Source organism: Mesorhizobium sp. CA6 (genome assembly GCF_020165035.1).
Lineage (GTDB): Bacteria > Pseudomonadota > Alphaproteobacteria > Rhizobiales > Rhizobiaceae > Mesorhizobium.
The window spans coordinates 54,968-76,181 of sequence record NZ_JAIUHI010000003.1 but is presented as its reverse complement, the minus strand read 5'-3'; the positions used below and the strand labels follow the sequence as shown (position 1 = coordinate 76,181).

The 21,214-nt window shown below is 64.1% G+C and carries 24 protein-coding genes; 12 read left to right on the top strand and 12 right to left on the bottom strand.

Annotated elements, in window-relative coordinates:
- Positions 1-21: 21 nt before the first annotated feature.
- Positions 22-840, bottom strand: coding sequence for an N-formylglutamate amidohydrolase (locus tag LB526_RS04845; protein WP_224626525.1), 819 nt, complete (start codon positions 838-840; stop codon positions 22-24).
- 146 nt (positions 841-986) lie between these two features.
- Between LB526_RS04845 and LB526_RS04840 the strand changes: the two genes are divergently transcribed.
- Positions 987-1,811 carry a MurR/RpiR family transcriptional regulator gene (locus tag LB526_RS04840; protein WP_224603301.1) on the top strand — a complete coding sequence of 275 codons (825 nt, stop codon included), beginning with the start codon at positions 987-989 and terminating at the stop codon, positions 1,809-1,811.
- A gap of 83 nt (positions 1,812-1,894) precedes the next feature.
- Here the strand turns inward: LB526_RS04840 and LB526_RS04835 are convergent, their stop codons facing one another.
- The 6 genes from LB526_RS04835 to LB526_RS04810 form a co-directional block, all read right to left on the bottom strand.
- Entirely contained in the window at positions 1,895-2,302 is a 408-nt protein-coding gene (locus LB526_RS04835; protein ID WP_095766288.1) for a GtrA family protein, read from the bottom strand.
- Positions 2,299-3,117 (bottom strand): ChbG/HpnK family deacetylase, encoded by an 819-nt coding sequence (locus tag LB526_RS04830; RefSeq protein ID WP_224626523.1) that lies wholly within the window; start codon positions 3,115-3,117, stop codon positions 2,299-2,301. Before LB526_RS04830 ends, LB526_RS04835 begins: the two co-directional genes overlap by 4 nt.
- Positions 3,114-4,082: a glycosyltransferase family 2 protein gene (locus tag LB526_RS04825; protein WP_224626519.1), complete on the bottom strand. Its 969-nt coding sequence runs from the start codon at positions 4,080-4,082 to the stop codon at positions 3,114-3,116. Before LB526_RS04825 ends, LB526_RS04830 begins: the two co-directional genes overlap by 4 nt.
- Positions 4,075-5,136 carry a glycosyltransferase 87 family protein gene (locus tag LB526_RS04820; protein WP_224626517.1) on the bottom strand — a complete coding sequence of 354 codons (1,062 nt, stop codon included), beginning with the start codon at positions 5,134-5,136 and terminating at the stop codon, positions 4,075-4,077. The genes LB526_RS04825 and LB526_RS04820 overlap by 8 nt, the downstream gene beginning before the upstream one ends.
- A 331-nt stretch (positions 5,137-5,467) precedes the next feature.
- A complete protein-coding gene (locus LB526_RS04815) occupies positions 5,468-6,505 on the bottom strand; it encodes a zinc-binding dehydrogenase (protein ID WP_224626514.1) in 1,038 nt (345 codons plus the stop codon).
- A gap of 5 nt (positions 6,506-6,510) precedes the next feature.
- On the bottom strand, positions 6,511-7,752 hold the full coding sequence (locus LB526_RS04810; protein ID WP_224626511.1) for an acyl-CoA dehydrogenase family protein: 1,242 nt from the start codon (positions 7,750-7,752) through the stop codon (positions 6,511-6,513).
- 118 nt (positions 7,753-7,870) lie between these two features.
- On the opposite strand from LB526_RS04810, the gene LB526_RS04805 reads away from it, so the two are divergent.
- The 6 genes from LB526_RS04805 to LB526_RS04780 all read left to right on the top strand — a co-directional run bounded on the left by LB526_RS04805 (position 7,871) and on the right by LB526_RS04780 (position 12,232).
- Positions 7,871-8,686, top strand: coding sequence for an SDR family oxidoreductase (locus LB526_RS04805; protein ID WP_224626510.1), 816 nt, complete (start codon positions 7,871-7,873; stop codon positions 8,684-8,686).
- A gap of 51 nt (positions 8,687-8,737) precedes the next feature.
- Entirely contained in the window at positions 8,738-9,217 is a 480-nt protein-coding gene (locus LB526_RS04800; RefSeq protein ID WP_095766281.1) for a MaoC family dehydratase, read from the top strand.
- A complete protein-coding gene (locus LB526_RS04795; protein ID WP_224626508.1) occupies positions 9,214-10,251 on the top strand; it encodes a phosphotransferase family protein in 1,038 nt (345 codons plus the stop codon). Before LB526_RS04800 ends, LB526_RS04795 begins: the two co-directional genes overlap by 4 nt.
- Positions 10,252-10,269: 18 nt before the next feature.
- Positions 10,270-11,046: an SDR family NAD(P)-dependent oxidoreductase gene (locus LB526_RS04790; RefSeq protein ID WP_224626506.1), complete on the top strand. Its 777-nt coding sequence runs from the start codon at positions 10,270-10,272 to the stop codon at positions 11,044-11,046.
- A 145-nt stretch (positions 11,047-11,191) separates the two neighbouring features.
- Positions 11,192-11,836 (top strand): TetR/AcrR family transcriptional regulator, encoded by a 645-nt coding sequence (locus LB526_RS04785; protein ID WP_095766278.1) that lies wholly within the window; start codon positions 11,192-11,194, stop codon positions 11,834-11,836.
- Positions 11,837-12,001: 165 nt separating this feature from the next.
- Complete coding sequence (locus tag LB526_RS04780; RefSeq protein ID WP_224524049.1) at positions 12,002-12,232, top strand: DUF680 domain-containing protein; 231 nt, start codon at positions 12,002-12,004, stop codon at positions 12,230-12,232.
- A gap of 88 nt (positions 12,233-12,320) precedes the next feature.
- Here LB526_RS04780 and LB526_RS04775 read toward each other — a convergent pair whose 3' ends face one another.
- From LB526_RS04775 to LB526_RS04755, 5 genes are all read right to left on the bottom strand, one after another.
- Positions 12,321-12,545, bottom strand: a complete 225-nt coding sequence (locus LB526_RS04775) for a hypothetical protein (protein ID WP_224626504.1) — start codon at positions 12,543-12,545, stop codon at positions 12,321-12,323.
- Between the two features lie 72 nt (positions 12,546-12,617).
- Positions 12,618-13,202, bottom strand: coding sequence for a sarcosine oxidase subunit gamma (locus tag LB526_RS04770; protein WP_224626502.1), 585 nt, complete (start codon positions 13,200-13,202; stop codon positions 12,618-12,620).
- On the bottom strand, positions 13,195-16,188 hold the full coding sequence (locus LB526_RS04765) for a sarcosine oxidase subunit alpha (protein ID WP_224626501.1): 2,994 nt from the start codon (positions 16,186-16,188) through the stop codon (positions 13,195-13,197). Before LB526_RS04765 ends, LB526_RS04770 begins: the two co-directional genes overlap by 8 nt.
- Positions 16,185-16,481, bottom strand: a complete 297-nt coding sequence (locus LB526_RS04760) for a sarcosine oxidase subunit delta (protein ID WP_140541913.1) — start codon at positions 16,479-16,481, stop codon at positions 16,185-16,187. Before LB526_RS04760 ends, LB526_RS04765 begins: the two co-directional genes overlap by 4 nt.
- An 86-nt stretch (positions 16,482-16,567) precedes the next feature.
- On the bottom strand, positions 16,568-17,821 hold the full coding sequence (locus LB526_RS04755; RefSeq protein WP_224626499.1) for a sarcosine oxidase subunit beta: 1,254 nt from the start codon (positions 17,819-17,821) through the stop codon (positions 16,568-16,570).
- Positions 17,822-18,026: 205 nt separating this feature from the next.
- On the opposite strand from LB526_RS04755, the gene LB526_RS04750 reads away from it, so the two are divergent.
- From LB526_RS04750 to LB526_RS04730, 5 genes are all read left to right on the top strand, one after another.
- Positions 18,027-18,395 carry a YrdB family protein gene (locus LB526_RS04750; RefSeq protein ID WP_224626497.1) on the top strand — a complete coding sequence of 123 codons (369 nt, stop codon included), beginning with the start codon at positions 18,027-18,029 and terminating at the stop codon, positions 18,393-18,395.
- A 102-nt stretch (positions 18,396-18,497) separates the two neighbouring features.
- Positions 18,498-19,256 carry an SDR family oxidoreductase gene (locus LB526_RS04745; protein WP_224626495.1) on the top strand — a complete coding sequence of 253 codons (759 nt, stop codon included), beginning with the start codon at positions 18,498-18,500 and terminating at the stop codon, positions 19,254-19,256.
- A gap of 109 nt (positions 19,257-19,365) precedes the next feature.
- Positions 19,366-19,752, top strand: a complete 387-nt coding sequence (locus LB526_RS04740) for an SET domain-containing protein (RefSeq protein ID WP_095766271.1) — start codon at positions 19,366-19,368, stop codon at positions 19,750-19,752.
- A 179-nt stretch (positions 19,753-19,931) separates the two neighbouring features.
- Positions 19,932-20,198 (top strand): 30S ribosomal protein S21, encoded by a 267-nt coding sequence (gene rpsU, locus LB526_RS04735; protein WP_027165252.1) that lies wholly within the window; start codon positions 19,932-19,934, stop codon positions 20,196-20,198.
- Between the two features lie 132 nt (positions 20,199-20,330).
- Complete coding sequence (locus LB526_RS04730) at positions 20,331-21,182, top strand: tetratricopeptide repeat protein (RefSeq protein ID WP_224626492.1); 852 nt, start codon at positions 20,331-20,333, stop codon at positions 21,180-21,182.
- Positions 21,183-21,214: the final 32 nt, after the last annotated feature.

Sequence of the window (21,214 nt, the reverse complement as noted above, 5' to 3'; positions counted from 1 at the left end):
TGGAAGTCCCCTATCTGGTTCTTAGCTGGCCGATTGTACTGACTTTCCCATTGCGCGTTGTCGGGAGCCCCTGGCCTCGTCAGGCTCCAGATTCGAGAATATGCCGGTGAGCAGATCCGCCCATTTCCGCTGCCCGGTCTCGCCGGAGATTTCGTCGTTGCGGATTTCGATCATCGCACAAGCAAGGCCGCGCGAACGCGCGTGCCGTTCCAGCGTGAAATAGACGCGGTCGGCCGGCGAATAGGGTTCGTTCACGCCGACGGTGACGCCGGAGAGCCGCTGCAGCGCCGATATCAGCGGCGCCGCCAACCGGCGATCCTCGTCATGGATGATGCCTATATGCCATGGCCGGCTCTTGCCCTTATAGACCGGCGTGAAGGAGTGCACCGACACCAGCCGCGTCTCCTGGCCGCGCGCCAGCCGCCCGTCGATGATCTGGGCGATCGTGTCGTGGAACGGGCGCCAGGCAAGGTCGACGCGCGCGGCGCGCTGCTTGTCGGATAGATCTGTGTTGCCCGGGATGGCCGTCGTCTCGCTAATCGGCGGCACGAGATCCGGCGCGTCGAGCGGCCGGTTGCAATCGATGACGAGCCGCGACACGCGGGTCTCGATCAAAGTCGCATCGAGCGCTTCGGCCATGCGGCGGGCGACGGGAAGCGCGCCCGGGTCCCAGGCGATATGGCGCGAAAGCTCCGCAGCCGGCAGGCCGAGCGTCCCGAACTCGGCGGGCAGGACGTTGGAAGCGTGATCGCAGGTGAAGACAAAGGGGCTTGAGCCGCCGGGGTTCGTCACCCTCACGGTTTCAGACGGTGCAAGGCTGGCGGGCCGTGCTCTCTCCATAATGCCGTCCCCTGGGGGCGCTGTATCGAATGTTACGTATTTTGTCTCATTGCGTCCCTATGAATGATTTCATACAGTTTGACCGGCTTTGTCAAACGCGAATTCGGGAAAACGGCGGCGGGGCGGCCAACGGGCGGGGGAAAACCATGATTTCCAGCATTGCCGAACTGATCTCGGACCGCATCGGGACGATGCCGGCCGGCGAGCGCCGCGCCGCCCAGACGCTGATTGCCAACTATCCCTTGACCGGGCTGAAGACAGTCGCCGAATTCTCGGCCGCGGCCGGCGTGTCCTCGCCGACGATCCTGCGCTTCGTGGCCAGGCTCGGCTTCCAGAACTACCCCGAATTCCAGTCGGCGCTGCAGGATGAGCTGGCGGCGCAATTGCAGTCGCCCGCTTCGCGCACGCTCGATCCAAGCTCGGCCGGCGGCGCCATCTCGCCGATGCTCGAGGCAACGCTCGACAACATGCGCGAGACCTTCCGGCACCTCACCGACAGACAGCTGGCAGACATTGCCACGAGACTTGCCGAGCGGCGCGGCAAGACCTTCCTCATCGGCGGCCGTTTCACCGATCCGCTGGCGCGCTACATGGCCGCTCACCTGGCCATCATCCAGCCGGATGTCTATCACCTCGCCGGCCAGGAGAGCATCTGGCGCGACCGGCTGATCGACATGGGCAAGCGCGACGTCCTGGTGATCTTCGATATCCGCCGCTATCAGGAAAGTCTCGTGCGCTTTGCCGAGAAGGCTCACCATCGCGGCGTGCAGATCATTCTCTTCACCGACCAGTGGCTTTCGCCGATCGCCCGCTTCGCCCGACACGTGATCGCCGGACGCACCGCCGTGCCCTCGGCCTGGGATTCGTCCGCCGCACTCTTCGTCGTCGCAGAAACGCTGATCGCCGCCGTGACGAGGCAATTGGAAGCCGCCGGCGCCAAGCGCATGCGCGACCTGGAGAGCTTGCGATAGAGCCGGATGATTTCAGGTCGGACAGACCTGAAATCTGAATCCGTCTCCAAGCCGCCTATATCGACGCGGAGCCGGCCGAGCAGCTACTTTACGATCCTGCCCTCGATCGACCAGCGCGCCGCCAAAAAGTTCAGCACGGCGGCCACCACGACGCCGAGGATCTTGGCCGGCCAGACGCCGACAACCCCCGCCAGTACAGCGATCGACAGGCTCGAAACACCGAGCGAAATCAGCGCCCCGAGCGAGACGAAACGCAGGAAGGACCGATGCAGCCGGATGTCCGGGTCCCGCTCGAACGACCAGAAGCGGTTCGCTACGAAGGAGAATAGCACCGCGACGAACCAGGCACCGACATTGGCGGCCAGAGCCGGCACCACGAGCTTGAGCAGCAGGAAAAATGCGGTGAGATCGATGCCGGTGTTGACCAGCCCGACCAAGGCGAAGCGGACGATCTTGTTGCCGGTCGAACGCCGCGGCTGACCGGCGCTCATGCTTTGCCGTCCATGACGCGCACTCCGGCCCGTTCGAGGCTGGCGCCGAAATCCTCAGAAGTGAGAATCGTGAACTCGACCTCACGCGCGCCCTGCATCGGGTCTCGCGCCCGTAAAATGTCATCGACTTGACCCGGATGACACATGAACACCCCTTGTTCGGGCAAGGTGTCGACCGCCGCGCGCAGCGTCGGACCGAATTTTTGCGGCTGCCGCCAGTCATAGATGCCGCAGAGCGGCGTCATCACGTTAAAGCCGGCCCGCTGCATCGACCTGTTGAAACCCGCGGCCAGCGTGGCGATCGCCGCGATCTTGGCCGCCGCGTCCAGGCCGCCAAGGCTCGGCGCGCCGCGCAGCGCCGGCTTGTGTGCGCTGCCTCCAAACCGGGCGAGCAACCAATTCCGTACCACGGGAAGAAAATGCACGTGCTGGTGCCCGTCGATGTGATCGGGCGGGCCGGCCAGCGCGTCGGTGAAGAGGTCGTACTGGGCGTCGAGCTCGGCATGAATGTCCCGCTCGTCGATGCGCCCTCGACGGACCGGCAGCGCAAGAGAGGCAAGCCCAGGCAATTTGCCGTCTGGCGCCAAACTGGACGAGCCGGTTGCGGCGGTCTGATCGGTGAGGGTCAGGTGCAGCCCGATGGCGGCCCGTTGACGCAACGGCCTGATGCACGCCGCCGCCTCTTCCCATTCGGCAAACCCGGTCATGCAACTGGTCCCGGTCAGGCGGCCGCGCTCGATGAGGTCGAGGATCGCGCTCGATACCCCCGGCGCAAGTCCGTAATCGTCGGCAATCAGGCGGATCGGCCGCGTCATTTGCCGGGGGCAACCTGCTCGGCGGCATTGCCATGCAGCACGTCACGCACGATATAGACGGGCCGGTCCTTGCTTTCGCTGAGCGTGACCCAGACATACTCGCCGATCAGGCCGAGCAGCGCCAGGTTGAGGCCTCCAAAAAGCACGACGGCGACCATGATGCTGGGGTAGCCAGGCACGGCGATGCCGTAGAACAGCACTTCGAACAGCACCTTCACGCCATAGGCCAGGCCTGCGAATGCCGCGAGCAATCCGATGAGGCTGATGACGCGCAGCGGGATCACGGAAAACGAGGTGAACCCTTCAAGCGAGAACGCGATCAGGTTGAACCTTGTCCATTTCGAGGTGCCGCCGCGGCGGTTTTCCGGCGAGTAAAGCACAGCCTTCTGGCGGAAGCCGGCCCAGGCGAACAGACCCTTGTTGAAGCGGCGCTTGTCGCGCACGCTGGTCAAGGCACGCGCCACCGCGCCGCGCATGACACGGAAATCTCCGGCATTCTCGGGAATATCGAAGCGCTGGCTGCTGTTGATCAGCCTGTAGAAGAGCCGCGCCAGTTGGCTGCGCCGCCAGCTCCCCTCGCGCCGGTCGTTCTGCGCGTAGACGACATCGATCTGCGGATGCTCGACCAGCTCGCCGATCATCCTCAGGCTGATATCCATGGAATGCTGGAGGTCCGAGTCCATGATCAGGACCATATCGCCACGGGAATGATCGAGCCCGGCGAGCACCGCCGCTTCCTTGCCGAAATTACGGCTGAGCCGCACGATCTCCCAGGAGCCGGAGAGCGCGGCCGCGAACGTCTCGGCGCTGCCGTCGCGGCTGCCGTCGTCGACGAGTATCTTGCGGACCGTCATGCCGAATCGCTCCGCCACGGCCACTTCCAGCCTGTCGAGCAGCCCGACAAACGCGATGGCGGATTCGGCCTCGTTGAAGAACGGCGCGATGATGTCGAGCATCTCAGCCATGCGCGACGGCTCCGGCGGCAGGCACCTTCTGTCTGTCTTGCGTCCAGAACCAGCCGACGAGCACGCAGGCGATTACGCTGACGCTGATCGGCCGGAACCACGGGTGGAAAAGATCGTGCAGTTGCAGGTTGGCACTGGTCAGTCCGGTGACGAAGAGGAACGCCGCCAAGAACCAGCACATGGCCACGGCTCCCTTCTCCCGCCAAAGTAGGGCGATGGAGAGACCGGCAGGCACCGCCACCATAGCGTAAGTGTTCTGCTCGACCCGCGGATTGAAGACGCACATGTAGAATGCCGCGGAGAGGAAGATGGCGAGTCCGCTGATGTTGGCGTCCAGCCTGCGATCGAGCTGGAGCACCAGCCAAAGCGTGAGCAAACCCGCGACGACGCGCACGATCGTCGCGTCAAACTCGGAAATCGGGATGCCAAATCGCATGAAAGGCGCCGTGAAGTCGGCCGGAACGAATGGGCCGGTCGGGTCCACCGTCATCGAAGTCAGCAGCCGGAAGAAATCATGATATTGCGCGTTGACGTAGTCGCTCGACGCAAAGCCATAGGGTATCGCGAGCACGACCAGCACCGCCAGCACCAGCACCGGTATCAGCCGGGGACGCAGCGCCCCCGTCAGAAGCAGCATGATGATCGCGGTCGGCTTGGCGATGATCGCAAGCATGGCCCAGAAGAAGCTTTCGGCCCGGCGCCCCTCGAGTGTCGACAGTGTAAGGAACCAGCACGCCCCTGTGAGCAGGATCGTCGCCTGGCCATTGCGAAGCGCTGCCAGCGCCACCGGCAAGGCAAGAAAAAGACCCAAGGACAGCAGCCATGTCTGCTCCTCGCCGCGAAGTTTGCGCACCTGACGCATTGCGGCAATGGTCAGCACCGAAAAGCCCAGCATGTGCCACAAAATATTGCCCAGATAGGGCCCGAGCTTCAGCAGGGGAACATAGAGGACGGCGAAGGCGGGAGCGTATAGATACCCCATGGCAACTTCGACCTGATACAGCGGTTGACGATCCAGAAAAGCTTCACTGCCATGCCTGTAGATATGGACCACCGAACGCGCATCGAGCGACCATAGCGCCAGGCCAAGCACAAGCAGAAACGACCCGACCCAAAGCCAAAGCCCCAAACGGTCGAAAACCGGCTTGGTTACCATCATAGCGCACCCCGAATTCCGACCAGGACGGCTTTCCCATCGCCGCCTGGTTTTTTACCGCCGGCGAGATATCACATCGAATGGAATAAAACATCCGAACGTGGCTGTTACCGGCGCGAGGCAATGACGGCGCAACAGCGGCTTTTTTCCGCCGCTGTCGGGTCGATCACAGCTTTGTGTTCAAGGCTTTGGTCTGGTCTGTACAGCTGCGATCGGCGCTCGGATTGCCTCACGGCCTGATGAACACCTTTCCGTTTGGCTTGGCGAGCTCGGCCGGCAGCCTCGCCATCGCTTCGTCGAGCGGCACGACCGCGGTGACATCGGTCGACCAGCGTCCATCGGAAAAGCGCTTCTGCGCTTCCAGCACCGCCGGGCCCAGCCTGTCGCGGAACTGGCGCATCCATTCGGCCAGCCAGAACCCTTCGACGCGCTTGTGCTGGAAGATCAGTTGGCCGGGCTCGCGTATCACCGTCGGCTCGGCGTCGAGCCTTCCATAGACGATCCAGCGCGCGCGTTTCGGCATGGCATTGAAGATGGTCGAAGCCAGCGGGCCGGTGACCGCGTCGAGGAAGATGCGCGGCTGCTCGGCCTTCATCGCCTCGCGCAACGCCGTCTCGAAATCCGCCGCTTTCTCGTTGAGCACATGGGCGGCGCCGGCCTCCGTCAGCTGGAGAATCTGCTCGTCGCGACGCACGGTGATGATCGGGCGGAAACCTTCCTCCTTCGCCAGCCCGATGATCAGCTTGCTGAGCTGGCTGGCGCCCGCGGTCATGATGAAGGATTTTTCGCCCTCCTCTCTGACGATGTCGAACATGGCCAAGGCCGTCAGCGGATTGACGATCATCGCTGCGCCGTCCTCGTCGCGCACGGTGTCGAGAAGCGGAATGCAGGACGCGGCCTCGGCAACCGCATAATCCGCCCATGCGCCCCAGTTCGACACGCCGGTGGCGAAGGCGACGCGTTTCCCTCCAAGGCTCCTTGCATGGGGATCGTCGCCCGTGGCGACGACGATGCCGACGCCTTCGAAGCCCGCCGGCCGGCCCTTTACCCGCGGCTGGCCGTACTGGCCCTTGATGAAGGCGATGTCGGACGGGTTGATCGAGGCGAGGCTGACCTTGATCAGCGCCTGCGAGGGACCGGGCGCCGGCACCTCGATGCTGCCGGGCTGGAGGTAAGGCTCCATCGCCTCCAGCGCGGCCGCCGAGGGCGTCCTGGTGTAACCGTCGCCGACAAGCAACAGACCCTGCATCTGCGAAGGAAGCGTCATGGCCGTCAGACCTTCTCCTGCGTGTATTTCTTCAGTTCCGTGCGCGCCACCTGCCGCCGGTGCACCGCGTCCGGCCCGTCGGCCAGCCGCAATGTCCTCAAATGCGTCCACGAGCGGGCGAGCGGCGTGTCCTGGCTGATGCCTTGCGCACCGAACATCTGGACTGCCTCGTCGGTGACCTTCAGCGCGACGCGCGGCGCCACCACCTTGATCTGGCTGATCCAGGGCGCGGCCGCGCGAGCGTCCCCCTGATCGATCATCCAGGCAGCCTTGAGGCATAAGAGCCTCGCCATCTCGATCTCCATCCGGCATTCGGCGATGATGTCGAAATTGGCGCCGAGCTTTGCCAGCGGCTGGCCGAAGGCCTCGCGCCGGACCGAGCGTTGGCACAGCATCTCCAGAGCCATCTCGGCCTGGCCGATGGCGCGCATGCAATGATGGATGCGGCCAGGCCCGAGCCGCCCCTGCGCGATCTCGAAACCCCTGCCCTCGCCGAGGATCAAATTCTCCGCCGGCACCTGCACATTCTCGAATCTCAGATGCATATGCCCATGCGGCGCGTCGTCATCGCCATAGACCTGCATGGGCCGCAGCTTGGCGATGCCGTTGCTGTCCGAGGGCACCAGGATCATCGAATGCCGGCGATGCTGCGGCTCCTCGTCCGATCCGGTCCTGACCATGACGATATAGATGGCGCAGCGCGGATCGCCCGCCCCGGAAGCCCACCATTTCTCGCCATTGAGCACATAGTGCTCGCCGCGGCGCTCGCAGCGCATCGAAATGTTGGTGGCGTCCGAGGACGCCACGTCCGGCTCGGTCATCAGATAGGCCGAGCGTATTTTCCCCTCGAGCAGCGGCTCCAGCCAGTCGCGCTTGTGCGCTTCCGAGCCGTATCGCTCCAGCACCTCCATGTTGCCGGTGTCAGGCGCCGAGCAGTTGAAGGTTTCGGCGCCGAGATGCGCCTTGCCCATCTCCTCCGCCAGATAGGCGTATTCGACGGTGGAAAGGCCGTAGCCGCGCTTGGAATCGGTCAGCCAAAAGTTCCACAGGCCGCGCTCGCGCGCCGTCTTCTTCAAGCCGTCCAGGATTTCCGTCTGCCTAGCGGTATAGGCCCAGCGGTCGCCATTCTTGCCGACTTCGGCGAGGAACTCTTCGCCGAGCGGCGCGATCTCGTCGCGCACCATCGCCGCCACGCGCTGATGGATCGGCTTCAGCCGCTCGGTCATGCCGAGATTCATGTCCGTCATCGCTTCCGGCCTTTCCGAAGATAAACCTTTACCCGTGGCAAGGATGACCGTACTTCGGCTAGCCTTGTCAACGCGAGTCCTTGGGCGAGTCCCGGCCGGCCGGATGCGGAGAAACACGATGAGCTATCTGGACAAGCTGTTCTCGGTCGCCGGCAAGACCGCGCTGGTGACGGGTGCGGCGACCGGCATCGGCCGCATGGTGGCGACCGGGCTGGTGCGCGCCGGCGCTCAGGTGATGATCGCCTCGCGCAAGGGCGAGGATTGCGCAAAAGTCGCCAACGAATTGAACGCGCTCGGCGGCTCCGGCCATGCCGAGGGCTTTGCCGGCGACGTGTCCAGCGAAGCTGGCATCGCGGCACTGGTCGCCGAGGTCAAGGCACGCACGGAACGCCTGCACATCCTGGTCAACAATGCCGGCATTTCCTGGGGCGCACCGCTGCAGGATTTCCCCTACCACGCCTGGGCCAAGGTGTTCGGCGTCAACGTCACCGCCGTCTTCCAACTGACGCGGGAGCTCTTGCCGCTTCTCGATGCCGCCGCGAGCGACGAGGATCCTGCCCGCGTCATCAATCTCGGCTCGGTGATGGGCACCCAGCCGCTGGCCGACGACGCCTATTCCTACGCCGCCTCGAAAGCGGCGGTGCATCATTTGACGCGCACGCTGGCGATCGAGTTCGCCGCCCGCCGCATCACCGTCAACGCCTTTGCGCCCGGTCCTTTCCAGAGCCGCATGACGGCCTTTGCCACCGCGACCGAGGAGCAGGCGAAACATGTCGGTAACCATGTTCCGCTCGGCCGCATCGGCGTGGCGGATGACATTGCCGGCGCAACGCTTTATTTGTGCAGCCGAGCCGGAAGCTATGTCACCGGCGCCATCCTGCCTATCGACGGCGGCCAGTCGGTGCAGCATGGCATGACTTTGTTCAAGGAATAAGGTGCCCGGTTCGAGGAATCGCGATCCGGGCGGGTTGCGGAGGACATCAGTGTGGAACCGATCAGTCTCGATACGCTTCTGGCAAGCGTCGGCAAGGAGGTCGGCGTCTCGCCCTGGCGAACGGTGACGCAGCGCATGATCGACCAGTTCGCCGATGCGACCGACGACCATCAGTTCATCCATTGCGATCCTGAGCGCGCCGCGCGCGAGACGCCGTTTGGCGGCACCATCGCGCATGGCTTCCTGTCGCTGTCGCTTTTGTCAGCAATGACCTTTGAGACCATGCCGCCGCTGGAAAACAGCAAGATGGGCGTCAACCACGGCTTCGACACGCTGCGTTTCCTGGCGCCGGTGAAGACGGGTTCGCGCATCCGCACCCGCTTCGTGCTGGCGGACGTCAAGGTCAGGCCGTCCGGCTGGGTGCAGACGGCGCATGACGTGACCATCGAGATCGAAGGTTCGAAGAAGCCGGCGCTGACGGCGCGCTGGCTGACCTTGACGCTGATCGAGCGTCAGCCCGAGAACGCATGAGCGGCGAGGCCGGCGCCATAGACCAGGCGGCGCTTGCGGCTTATCTCGAGGCGCATATTCCGGGCTTTACCGGCCTTTCCGCGATTGAAAAATTCAAGTCCGGCCAGTCCAATCCGACATATCTTTTGACCGCCGCTAGCGGCCGCTATGTGCTGCGCGCCAAGCCGCCGGGGCAGTTGCTGAAATCCGCGCATCAGGTCGACCGCGAGTTCCGGGTCATGCGGGCGCTTGCCGGCACGGCCGTGCCGGTGCCGCGCATGCTGCATCTTTCCGGCGAGGACTCCCCGATCGGCCGCATGTTCTACGTCATGGAATATCTCGACGGCCGCATCTTCTGGGATCCGTCACTGCCGGACGCATCCGGCAATGGAGAGCGCGCCGCGATCTACGATGCCATGAATGCGACGCTCGCCGCCTTGCACGATATCGATGTGGACGCCGTCGGACTTGGCGATTTCGGCCGGCCCGGCAGCTATTTCGAGCGCCAGCTCGCGCGCTGGACCAGCCAGTACAAGGCCTCCGAAACCGAAACCATAACCGACATGGACAGGCTGATTGCGTGGCTCGAAACGCATATGCCGGCCGATGACGGCCGCGTCTCGCTAGTCCATGGCGACTACCGGCTGGACAACATGATGTTCGCGCCGGGCGCGCCGAAGATCATCGCGCTGCTCGACTGGGAGCTGTCGACGCTCGGGCATCCCTTCGCCGACCTCGCCTATCAATGCATGCAATGGCGGCTGCCGCATGCCTCGGGCTTTCGCGGCCTCGGCGGCATCGACCGCGCCGCTGCCGGCCTGCCTTCCGAGGAAGCCTATGTCGAGGCCTACTGCAGACGGCGCGGCATCGAGAAGATAGACAACTGGACCTTCTTCCTCGCCTTCTCCTTCTTCCGGCTGGCGGCGATCTGCCAGGGCGTCTACCGCCGCGCGCTGGACGGCAACGCCTCCAATCCGGAAAAGGCAAGGACCTACGGCCAGGCGGTAAAACTGCTCGCCGCGCTCGCGGCGGAACTGATTGACGAGAACAGCTGAACGCGGAGAAGCCGGGCAATGGGCCGTTTCGATGGGATGACGGTGCTGATCACCGGCGCGACCGGCGGTCTCGGCAGCGGCGCGGCAAAGGCCTTCGCCGCGGAAGGGGCACGGCTCGTTCTGTCCGACCTCGACGAGTCTGCGCTTGGCGATTTCGCCGCAACGCTCGACGCCGAGACGGCTCACCTTGCCGGCAACATCGCCGACGAAAAGCTCTCGGAGGATCTGGTGAAGCTGGCCGTGCAAAGGTTCGGCCGGCTCGACATCGCCGTCAACAATGCCGGCATCGTCCACTCCTTCGCACGCCTGCCGCAGGTCACCTCGGAGGAAGCGCGCCGCGTGGTGGAGGTCGACCTGCTCGGCGTCTTCTATGCCATGAAACACCAGATTCCTCAGTTGGAACGGCAATTCAGGGAAAGCGGCAAGGGCGGCGTCATCGTCAACATCGCCTCGGTCGCCGGCCTCTCAGGCGCGCCGAAGCTTTCGGTCTATGCCGCCGCCAAGCACGGCGTCGTCGGGCTGACGCGCTCGGCTGCCGTGGAATACGCCAGCAAGGGCATACGCATCAACGCGGTCTGCCCGGCTCACACCCGCACCGCGATGGTCGACGGCTTCGTGCGTTTCACCAGAGCGCCCGAAGCCGAAGCGATGGCCGAGCTCACGCGCGGCGTGCCGATGAAGCGTGTCGGCGAGGTCGACGAGATCACCACCGGCATCCTGTTCCTCGCCGACCCGGCCAATTCCTTCATGACCGGCCACGCTCTGGCGCTCGACGGCGGCATTGGCGCAATCTGAGCGATTCCAGGAAAGGGCCTTAGCTGTTTCCATCCGGATTGCGTTAAAACGCAGAGCGCACGCAAGGGAACTGGAGGCGCCCTTGTCCGTTTCCGTACAGCGTATATAATTTCGTCAGGCAACCAATCACAAAGGCAAGCGTATATTGGCGCTAAGCGTTCAGAAACGCCGCGAAAAACAGAAGGCGGAGCTTCGCTCCGAACTGGTCGCGGCGGCTCACAAGCTGGTCCAGGAAGAGGGCTATGAGGGCCTGACCATCCGCAAGCTGGCCAAGCGGGTCGGCTACGCGCCGATGTCGGTCTATTCCTATTTCGCCGACAAGCAGGACATTCTGTTCGCACTCGCCGAAGACGCCTTCGAAACGCTCGCGCGGCGCATCGAGGAGCATCCCGCGGACGATCCGATCGAGGCGCTCAAGGCGGTGATGACCGAATACGCGGCTTTCGGGCTCGGCAACCCCAACGAATATCGCACCGTCTTCATGACCGAGAAGACCAAGCTGCCTGAAGGACGCAGCTATGCGGACATGGAAGAAGGCAATCCGGCCATGAAGGTGCTGATCAAACGCGTCGAGGCCTGCGTTGCCGCCGGCAGGCTCAAGGGCGACCCGCGCGCTATCGCCACCATGCTGTGGACCGTCGGCCACGGTACGATCTCGCTCTTGATCACCTTTCCCTTCTATCCGTTCGGCGACGCCCAGGCCTATGTGAAGCGCATGTGCGATTTCACGCTGGCGGGATTGCAGGCGCAGGATATTCCGCCGCTGACCGCAACACCCGTCAACTGCTGATCTCTTTGATCGTCGGCTCGCATCGCTTCGCTGATTTGCGGCGGCGAATTCCTGTGTTCAAAAAAATTTGTCGTACACGTACAGATTCCTCCTTGAATTCCGACTTCGTTAACCGTATTTGTACATCGCATTGTACGCGTACGGAAGATTGACTGGAGACGGAAAATGAAGAACACCATCCTTGCTCTCGCCACCGTGCTGGCTTTCTCGGGTACCGCTTTCGCTGGCGCAAGCCAGCCGGCCAAGCACGCCCCCGCGGCTTGCGCTCAGACCAACGCGAGCGTGAAGCTCGACTGCACCCCGACCGGTTCGGTGGAAAAGGCCGACGCCAACAAGACGACGAAGAGCCCGCGGCTCGGCATCGATGTCAGCCCCTGGTTTGTGCCCGGCCTCTGAGCACGATTGGCAAGACTTCGAACGAAAACGGGCGGCATTTGGCCGCCCTTTTTCGTTTCTGCCCGCGCCCCTGAGGACTTGCTCGAGACTATTTCTTGCGCGGTTTCGTTCCTGCCGCGGTCTTGGCCTTACTCGGCTTTGCCGGTCCGCCGGGAATGGAAGTGCTGGTGATCGATACCGGGTCGCTGGCCGGAAATGTGTCCTCGAGGCCTTCCTCGAGTTCCTCTTCCTCGACCTCATGGCGCCGCTCCTGCTCCAGCGAGCGGACTGCAGCTGTCTTCTTGGATGACTTCGGCGCGGATTTGGACGGCATCGGTAATCTCCCTCGCAAGCCGCAGAAACGACATGGACTGGCGATGGTTCCTTGAAACCGACGCCGCGAAGCTCAGTTCGCCGCGTCGACCGCCGCTTCCGACAGCAGAGTGAAGACATAGTCCGAGAAGGAACGCCAGCATTCCACCCGGAACGCATCGGCCGCGCTGCGCAGCAGCACGATCTCGGACTTGCCGAGAATGGTGCGCGAGGCAGCACCGACCGGGAAAGCCTCGAGCGACAGGTCCTGCGGGCAACCCGAATTGACCGTCGCCGCGGCGGCAGGTCCGACAACGGAAATCCCGACATTGCGGTGCGAGATGCCGACCGCCGAATGCAGCGCCGTCACCTTGGCGCAATCGGCGAGCGGATCGTTTCCCGCCTCGTCGATGATCATCCATTCGTCCGGCCCGAGCCACAGCGCCGTGCGCCCGTCCTTCGTCGCCGAAGTCTTGGGCTTTGTCGGCAGCGTGAGACCGAGCGCCTCGGAAAGCGCGGCAAGCGACGTCTGGGGGGCGCGCAGCGAGATGCGTTCAGCCGGCGGCAGCATCTCGACCTTGACGCCCGGCGCCGACAGCGTGCGGCCGGCAAGCGCGGGCCGACGCTCGACGGAGGTGGAAGCAGCAGCGGCTTTTGTCTTGGCGGCGGCCTTAGCCATTGAGGCGTTCTCCCTTTTCGTCGACGAACACCATGCCGGTGACTTCCACCTCGATCGTGCCGTTCGGCATCGGCACATAGAGCGTCTGGCCCATGCGGTCGCGGCCGCCGGCGACGAGCGCCAGCGCGATCGAGCGTCCGCAATTCTCCGACCAATAGCTGGAGGTGACGTGGCCGATCATCTTCATCGGGATCGCCTGCTTCGGGTCCGCGACGATCTGCGCGCCCTCTTCCAGCACGACCTTCGGGTCCTTGGTCTTCAGGCCGACCAGCTGCTTGCGGCCCTTGGCTACAAGGTCCGGCCGGGTCAGGCCGCGGATGCCGACGAAGTCGGTCTTCTTCTTGCCGACTGCCCAGTCGAGCCCTGCATCGTTCGGCGTCACAGTGCCGTCGGTATCCTGGCCGACGATGATGTAGCCCTTTTCGGCGCGCAGCACGTGCATCGTCTCGGTGCCGTAAGCTGTCGCGCCATGCTTCTGGCCTTCGGCCCACAGCGCTTCCCACACGGCCTCGCCGTAATCGGCCGGCACGTTGACCTCGAAGCCGCGCTCGCCGGTGAAGGACATGCGGAACAGCCTTGTCGGCACGCCGCAGATCTTGCCCTCGCGCACCGACATATGCGGCATCGCTTCGTCCGACATGTCGATGCCCTCGATCAGCGGCGCGATGATGTCGCGCGACTTGGGCCCCTGCACGGCAATGACAGCCCATTGCTCGGTGATCGAGGTCAGCCAGACATTCAAGTGCGGGAACTCGGTCTGGAGGTAATCCTCCATGTGGTTCATGACGCGCGGCGCGCCGCCGGTGGTGGTCGTCACGTGGAAGCGGTCCGGCGCCAGCCTGCCGACGACGCCGTCATCATAGATGAAGCCGTCCTCGCGCAGCATGATGCCGTAACGGCAGCGGCCGGTTTCGAGCTTCTCCCAGGGATTGGTGTAGAGCAGCTCCATGAACTTCGCCGCGTCCGGCCCGACCACCTCGATCTTGCCGAGCGTTGAGGCGTCGAACAGGCCGGCGGCCTTGCGCACCGTCACGCATTCGCGGTTGATGGCGGCATGCATGTCCTCGCCTGCCTTGGGGAAATACCAGGTGCGCTTCCAATGGCCGACATCCTCGAACACGGCACCATGCGACGCGGCCCAGCCATGCGTGGCCGTGCGGCGGGTCGGGTCGAACAGCGCGCCGCGCGCGTGGCCGACGATCGAGCCGAACGTCACCGGCGTGTAAGGTGCCCGGAAGGTGGTGAGGCCGACCTGCGGGATCGGCTTGCCGAGCGTCTCGGCGGCGATCGCCAGGCCGTGCATGTTCGACGTCTTGCCCTGGTCGGTCGCCATACCGTTGGTGGTGAAGCGCTTGACGTGCTCGATCGAGTGCATGCCTTCATGCACCGCCTGGCGGATGTCCTTGGCAGTGACGTCGTTCTGGAAATCGAGAAAGGCCTTGACCGTCGTGCCCGGGCCGGCACCGGGCGCGGCGCCCAACATACCGCGCGACCAGCTCTCGCCGGCGTCGACCTTGGGCTTGGCGCCCTTACCAACCTTGCCGCCGGCCTCCTTCGCCGCCTTGGCGCCCGCCGCGTAAGCCTCGTCAACTGAGGCGGCCAGCCCGTCGGTTCCGTTGCAGGCGCCGACCGAGACGCAGTCCTGCGCGTAGGTGCCCGGCACGAAGCGCTTGGTCTCGTCGTTGAAGGCGACCTTGCCGCGCGATTGCGAGAACAGATGCACCGATGGCGTCCAGCCGGCCGACATGAGGATCGCGTCAACCGGGATGGTCCGCTCGCCTCCGCCATTCTTCGGCTGCACGGTCATTGACGACACACGCAATTTGCCGCCGGCGCTGACCACCGCGCGGCCAAAATTGATCTCGATGCCGAGCGCCCTCGCCTCGTCGATCACCGGTCCGGCCGGGTTATCGCGCAGGTCGACGATCGCCGCGATGTTGATGCCGGCCTTCTTGAGGTCGATCGCGGCGGCGTAGGCGGAATCGTTGGCCGTATAGACGCCGATATTCCTGCCGACCGCGACGCCATAATGGTTGAGGTAGGTGCGCGCCGCCGAAGCGAGCATCACACCCGGACGGTCGTTGTTGGCAAACACCATGTGGCGCTCGATGGCGCCGGTGGCGATCACGACGCGCTTGGCGCGAACCTGCCACAGGCGTTCTCGCGCAAGCTCCCGGCCCGGGCTCTTGAGATGGTCACTGACCCGCTCGACCAGTCCGACGAAGTTCTGCGCGTAATAGCCGAAGGCGGTCGTGCGCGACAGCACGCGCACATTGTCCATCGCCTTGAGCTTCGCGATCGCCGCTTGCGCCCAGGCATAACCGTCCTGGCCGTCGATCCTGGCGCCGCTCTCGAAGCGCAGGCTGCCGCCGAATTCGGCTTGCTCGTCGGCGAGGATCACCCGCACGCCGGTTTCGGCCGCGGCGAGCGCGGCCGCGATGCCGGCGGCGCCGCCGCCCAGCACCAGCACCTCGCAATGCGCGTAGCGCGCGGCATAATGGTCGGGATCCGGCTTGTCCGGCGAAACGCCGAGGCCCGCGGCAGCGCGGATCTTCGGCTCGTAGAGATCCTTCCAGGCCCATTTCGGCCACATGAAGGTCTTGTAGTAGAAGCCGGCCGAAAACATCGGTGATGCGATGTCGTTGACGGCGCCGACGTCGAAGGCAAGCGACGGCCAGCGGTTCTGCGAGTTGGCCGTCAGCCCGTCATAGAGCTCCTGCACTGTCGCCCGCACATTCGGCGTCTTGCGCGCATCGTCGCGCACGATCTGCACCAGCGCGTTGGGTTCTTCCGCGCCGGCCGACAGGAAGCCGCGCGGACGGTGATATTTGAACGAGCGGCCGACCAGGTGCACGCCGTTGGCGAGCAGCGCCGAGGCCAGCGTGTCGCCCTCTATGCCGATATACGGCTTGTCGTCGAAGCTGAAGGAGGCAGTCTTCGCCTGGCTGAGGCGACCGGCGCCGGAAATGCGGAACGCGGCGTTCATTTTGAGGCTCCGGGCAGCTTCGCGGGCTTCGGCTCGCCGGCCTTGTAGGTCATGACGAACCTGTCGGTGACCGTATCGCGCACCGCGTTGAAGAAGCGGGCGCAGCCATGGATGTGCCGCCAGCGCTCATAGATGACGCCTTTAGGGTTGGCGCGGATGAAGAAGAATTTCTCGAAATCGTCGTCGCTCTCGGCGGCAATGTTGGTCGGGCGCGCAATATGCGCCTCGCCGGCATTGCGGAACTCGAGTTCCGGGCGCTCTTCCTCGCAATAGGGGCAGCGGATGAGAAGCATTTTCGGTGGATCCTACAACTCGCCATGGCCGACGCGGGCGCCGGCCGGTTGATCGCAAAGCGGCTTAAGGGTCATTTGGCCCATCGTCAGTGTGCCACAGCCGCCGCGGCGGCCTCGTCGATGAGACGTCCCGTGCGGAAGCGCTCAAGCGTGAAGGGCGCGTTGATCGGGTGCGGCTCGTCCTTGGCGATCGTGTGCGCGAAGACGTTGCCCGAGCCGGGCGTCGCCTTGAAGCCGCCGGTGCCCCAGCCGCAATTGACGTAGAGGCCCTGGACCGGTGTCTTCGCCAGGATGGGCGAGCGGTCGGGGGTCACGTCGACGATGCCGCCCCAGGAGCGCAGCATCTTCATGCGGGTGAAGATCGGGAACATCTCGCAGATGGCGTCGAGCGTGTGCTGCAATATGTGCAGGCCGCCGGTTTGCGAATAGGAGACATACTGGTCGGTGCCGGCGCCGATCACCAGCTCGCCTTTGTCCGACTGCGAGATATAGGCGTGCACCGTGTTCGACATCACCACGCAGGGCACCACCGGCTTGACCGGCTCCGACACCAGCGCCTGCAGGGGATAGCTTTCGAGCGGCATGCGCACGCCCGCCATGTTCATGATCACGGAGGAATGGCCGGCAGCGACCACGCCGACCTTCTTGGCGCCGATGAAGCCGCGCGTCGTCTCTACCCCGCTCACAGCGCCATTGGCCGCGCGCTTGATGCCGGTGACCTCGCAATTCTGGATGATGTGCACGCCGCGCGCCGAAGCCCCGCGCGCATAGCCCCAGGCGACCGCGTCGTGACGCGCCGTGCCGCCGCGGCGCTGCAGCGCGGCGCCCATCACTGGATAGCGCGCATCCCTGGAGATGTTGAGCGGCGGGCAGAATTCCTTCGCCTGTTCCGGCGTCAGCCATTCATTGTCGATGCCGTTGAGGCGGTTGGCATGGATGTGGCGCTTGAACACCTGGACGTCATGCACATTATGCGCCAGCATCATGACGCCGCGCGGCGAATACATGACGTTGTAGTTGAGCTCCTGGCTGAGCCCGTCCCACAGCTTCAGCGCATGGTCGTAGATGCCGGCGCTCTCGTCATAGAGATAATTGGAACGGATGATGGTGGTGTTGCGGCCGGTGTTGCCGCCGCCGAGCCAGCCCTTTTCCAGCACCGCGATGTTGGTGATGCCGTGCTCGCTCGCCAGATAATAGGCCGTCGCCAGGCCGTGTCCGCCGGCGCCGACGATGATGACGTCGTATTCCTTCCTCGGCTCGGGCGACGTCCACTGCTCTTCCCAGCCTCTGTGGCCGCGCATCGCCTCGCGGGCAATGGCGAATACCGAGTATTTCTTCACGTTAAGCCTCGCGCCAAAAATCGCGGATGTCGTTCGGGCCTCTCCCGTCACGCGAGGTGTATCACTAGCGAAACCGCGATGTCATCCTTGCGCTGTTTGCGACGGCGCTTGCCGTTTTGCGCCACGGTCAAAAAACGAAGCGTCTGCTCTGGCTTCCGTGGTTCCGTTCGCCGACACTCCTGTCGCGTGATGCTGGGGGACGACAATGGGTAATGCCTGGTGGAATCTGACCCTGCGCTTCCTGCTGGAACTTGCAGCGCTGCTTGGGCTCGGCATGGTCGGCTGGAGCTTTGCCGTCGATTTCAGCCGTTGGATTCTTGCCGTCGCCTTGCCGCTCGTCGCGGCGGTGCTGTGGGGCACTTTCGCCGTGCTCAATGATCCGAGCCGGTCGGGTCGAGCTCCAGTGCCTGTGCCCGGCGCCGTCAGGCTGGCGCTGGAACTTGTCATCCTGTGCGGCGGCGCCGCGGGTTTCTATCTGACCGGTCACGCGGCCATCGGCATCGTCATGGCTCTGCTGATTGCCCTCAGCTACGCCTTCTCGCTGGATCGGCTGGCTTGGCTGTTGCGGCAGTAGGGCAATGGCGCCTTTGCCGGTTTCGGGTGGCCGCCGTAATCCTCATCTGCGACCAAGCATCCAACCGCCGGCAAGCCCGGTACAGAGGAAGGATGCAAAGACATGTTCACCCTTACAAACAAGGTCGCCATCGTCACCGGCGCGAGCTCCGGCATCGGCCGCGCCACCGCCAAACTGTTTGCCGAGCAAGGCGCATCCCTGGTCGTCGCGGCCCGGCGTCAGGCCGAGCTCGACGTGCTCGTCGGCGAGATCGAAGCGGCCGGCGGCACGGCAGCCGCGCTTGCCGGCGATATAAGGGACGAGGCCTATGCGAAGGCGCTCGTCGAATTCGCCGTCGCAAGGTTTGGCGGCCTCGACATCGCCTTCAACAATGCCGGCGCCGTCGGCGTGATGGGACCGGTGACCGATATGGCGCCAGCCACCTGGCACGAGACGATGGACACCAATCTGACCAGCGCCTACCTCGCCGCAAGGCACCAGATACCGGCCATGCTGGAGCGCGGCGGCGGCTCCCTGATCTTCACCTCGAGCTTCGTCGGCTACACCGCCGGCATGCCGGGCATGGCGGCCTACGCCGCTGCCAAGGCCGGACTGATCGGCCTGACGCAGGTGCTCGCTGCCGAATATGGTCCGCAAGGGCTGCGCGTCAACGCACTGCTGCCCGGCGGCACCGACACGCCCGGCGCAACCACGACCACGCCCGAGGCGCGCGCTTTCGTCGAAGGCATTCATGCTTTGAAGCGCATGGCGCAGCCGGAAGAGATCGCCCGCTCCGCGCTTTACCTTGCCTCGGATGCGTCGAGCTTCACCACCGGAACCGCGCTGTTTGCCGATGGCGGTGTCTCGATCAACCGGACATGATCTATTTTGGCAGACGACAGACATGCCCATCCGCCAAAATGTTGCGATGCGGCCTTGCATTCCCGTTCATTTTGACGATTTTCGTTTCCGTCGAAATCGGACCGGAACGATGCTGCTGATCAGAACCTATGTTGCCCAGAGCGCCATCGAGGGGGTCGGGGTCTTCGCCGCCGAGCCGATCCGTAAGGGCGCTTCGATCTGGCGCCTCGATCCGGATTTCGACCGGCTGATCCCGATGGATAAATATGAGGCGGCGCCGCCGCATCTGCGCGAGTTGCTCGACCGCTATGCCTATCCGAGCCCGGACAAGCCCGGCTTCATGGTTTATGAGGTGGACAATGGCCGCTTCATGAACCATTCGGAGCGGCCGAACACGGATTTCTCGCAGTATGGCGGCGCCACAGCCATTCGCGACATCGCCGCAGGCGAGGAAATCACCTGCGATTATGGTGAGTTTTTCGAGGACTTTGCGCGCCACCATCTGGCGACCGCGTAGCGCGAGCAAACATGCGGGCGCAGCGCTCGGGTTTTTGATCGCCGTTTCGCGCAATCGGAGGTGGACATCCCAGCCTGATTCTGCTATCAGCCGCCACAATTCGCGGTGCAATTCGCCGCGGAGGCATGTCAGCTATGGCTGTTTGCCTAATGATTTCAAACCCGAAGACAGGATTGCCCGTGCAGGTACTCGTCCGCGATAACAACGTTGATCAGGCGCTTCGCGCGCTGAAGAAGAAGATGCAGCGCGAAGGTATTTTCCGCGAAATGAAGATGCGCGGTCACTACGAGAAGCCATCCGAGAAGCGTGCCCGCGAGAAGGCCGAGGCCGTGCGCCGCGCCCGCAAGCTGGCCCGCAAGCGCGCCCAGCGCGAAGGCCTGCTGCCGATGACCCCGCGCCCGGCTCCGGCTGGTGCCGCCGGCGCATCGCGCTCGCCGCGCTCATAACGCCTATTTTTCGTCCTTTTCGAAGGATACCGAAGGTGGCGCGATGCGGAATCGCCGCCACCTTTTTGTTTATGTATTGGAGCCGGTTCGGAGAGGGAACGGACTGACGGCGCTGCGGCAGTGAGGACAAAGATGAACGCAATTACCGTGGAGCGCAAAACCGCTTTTCGCGGCTTCGCCCTGACGGCGGCCCTGCTTTCGGGTCTGACGCTTGCAGCATGCCAGACGACCCCGACGGGTGAGTTCAACTCGATCGACAAGGCGCAGGCGTCGAGCGAGAACATCTCCTCGCTTTCGGCGGTCATCCAGCGCAATCCGCAGGATCCCGAGGGCTATAACGTGCGCGGCTCGGCCTATGGCCGCGGCGGCCAGTACCAGGCGGCGCTCAAGGACTTCAACCAGGCGATCCAGCTCAATCCGAACTTCTACCAGGCCTATTCGAATCGCGCGCTGATCCAGCGCTTCCTCGGCAATCAGGAAGCCGCTTTGGCCGACTACAACCGCTCGATCCAGATCAACGCCAGCTACGACGCAGCCTATATCGGCCGCGGCAATCTCTACCGCAAGGCGGGCCGCACCCAGGATGCCTTCAACGACTTCCAGAAGGCGATCCAACTCGACACCACCGATGCCCGCGCCTACCACAATCGCGGCCTGATCTATCAGAGCCAGGGCCAGCACAAATTCGCCATCGAGGATTTCTCGACCGCGATCTCGCTGGCGCCGGACGCCGCCGAGCCCTACAACGGCCGCGGCCTCTCCTATCTGGCGACAGGCGACGAGGACAACGCCTTCTCCGACTTCAACATGGCCATCAAGCTCGACGGCAAGAACGCAGAGGCCTGGGCCAACCAGGCGCTGATCTACGAAAAGCGCGGCGACAAGGGAAGGGCCGCGAAGTCCTATCGCGAGGCTGTCCACCTCGACCCCAACTACCAGCCGGCTAAGGACGGTCTGTCGCGCACCGGCGGCAACGCCAGCTGATCAAGCCGACGCCGGAAGGGTGTATTGCACGG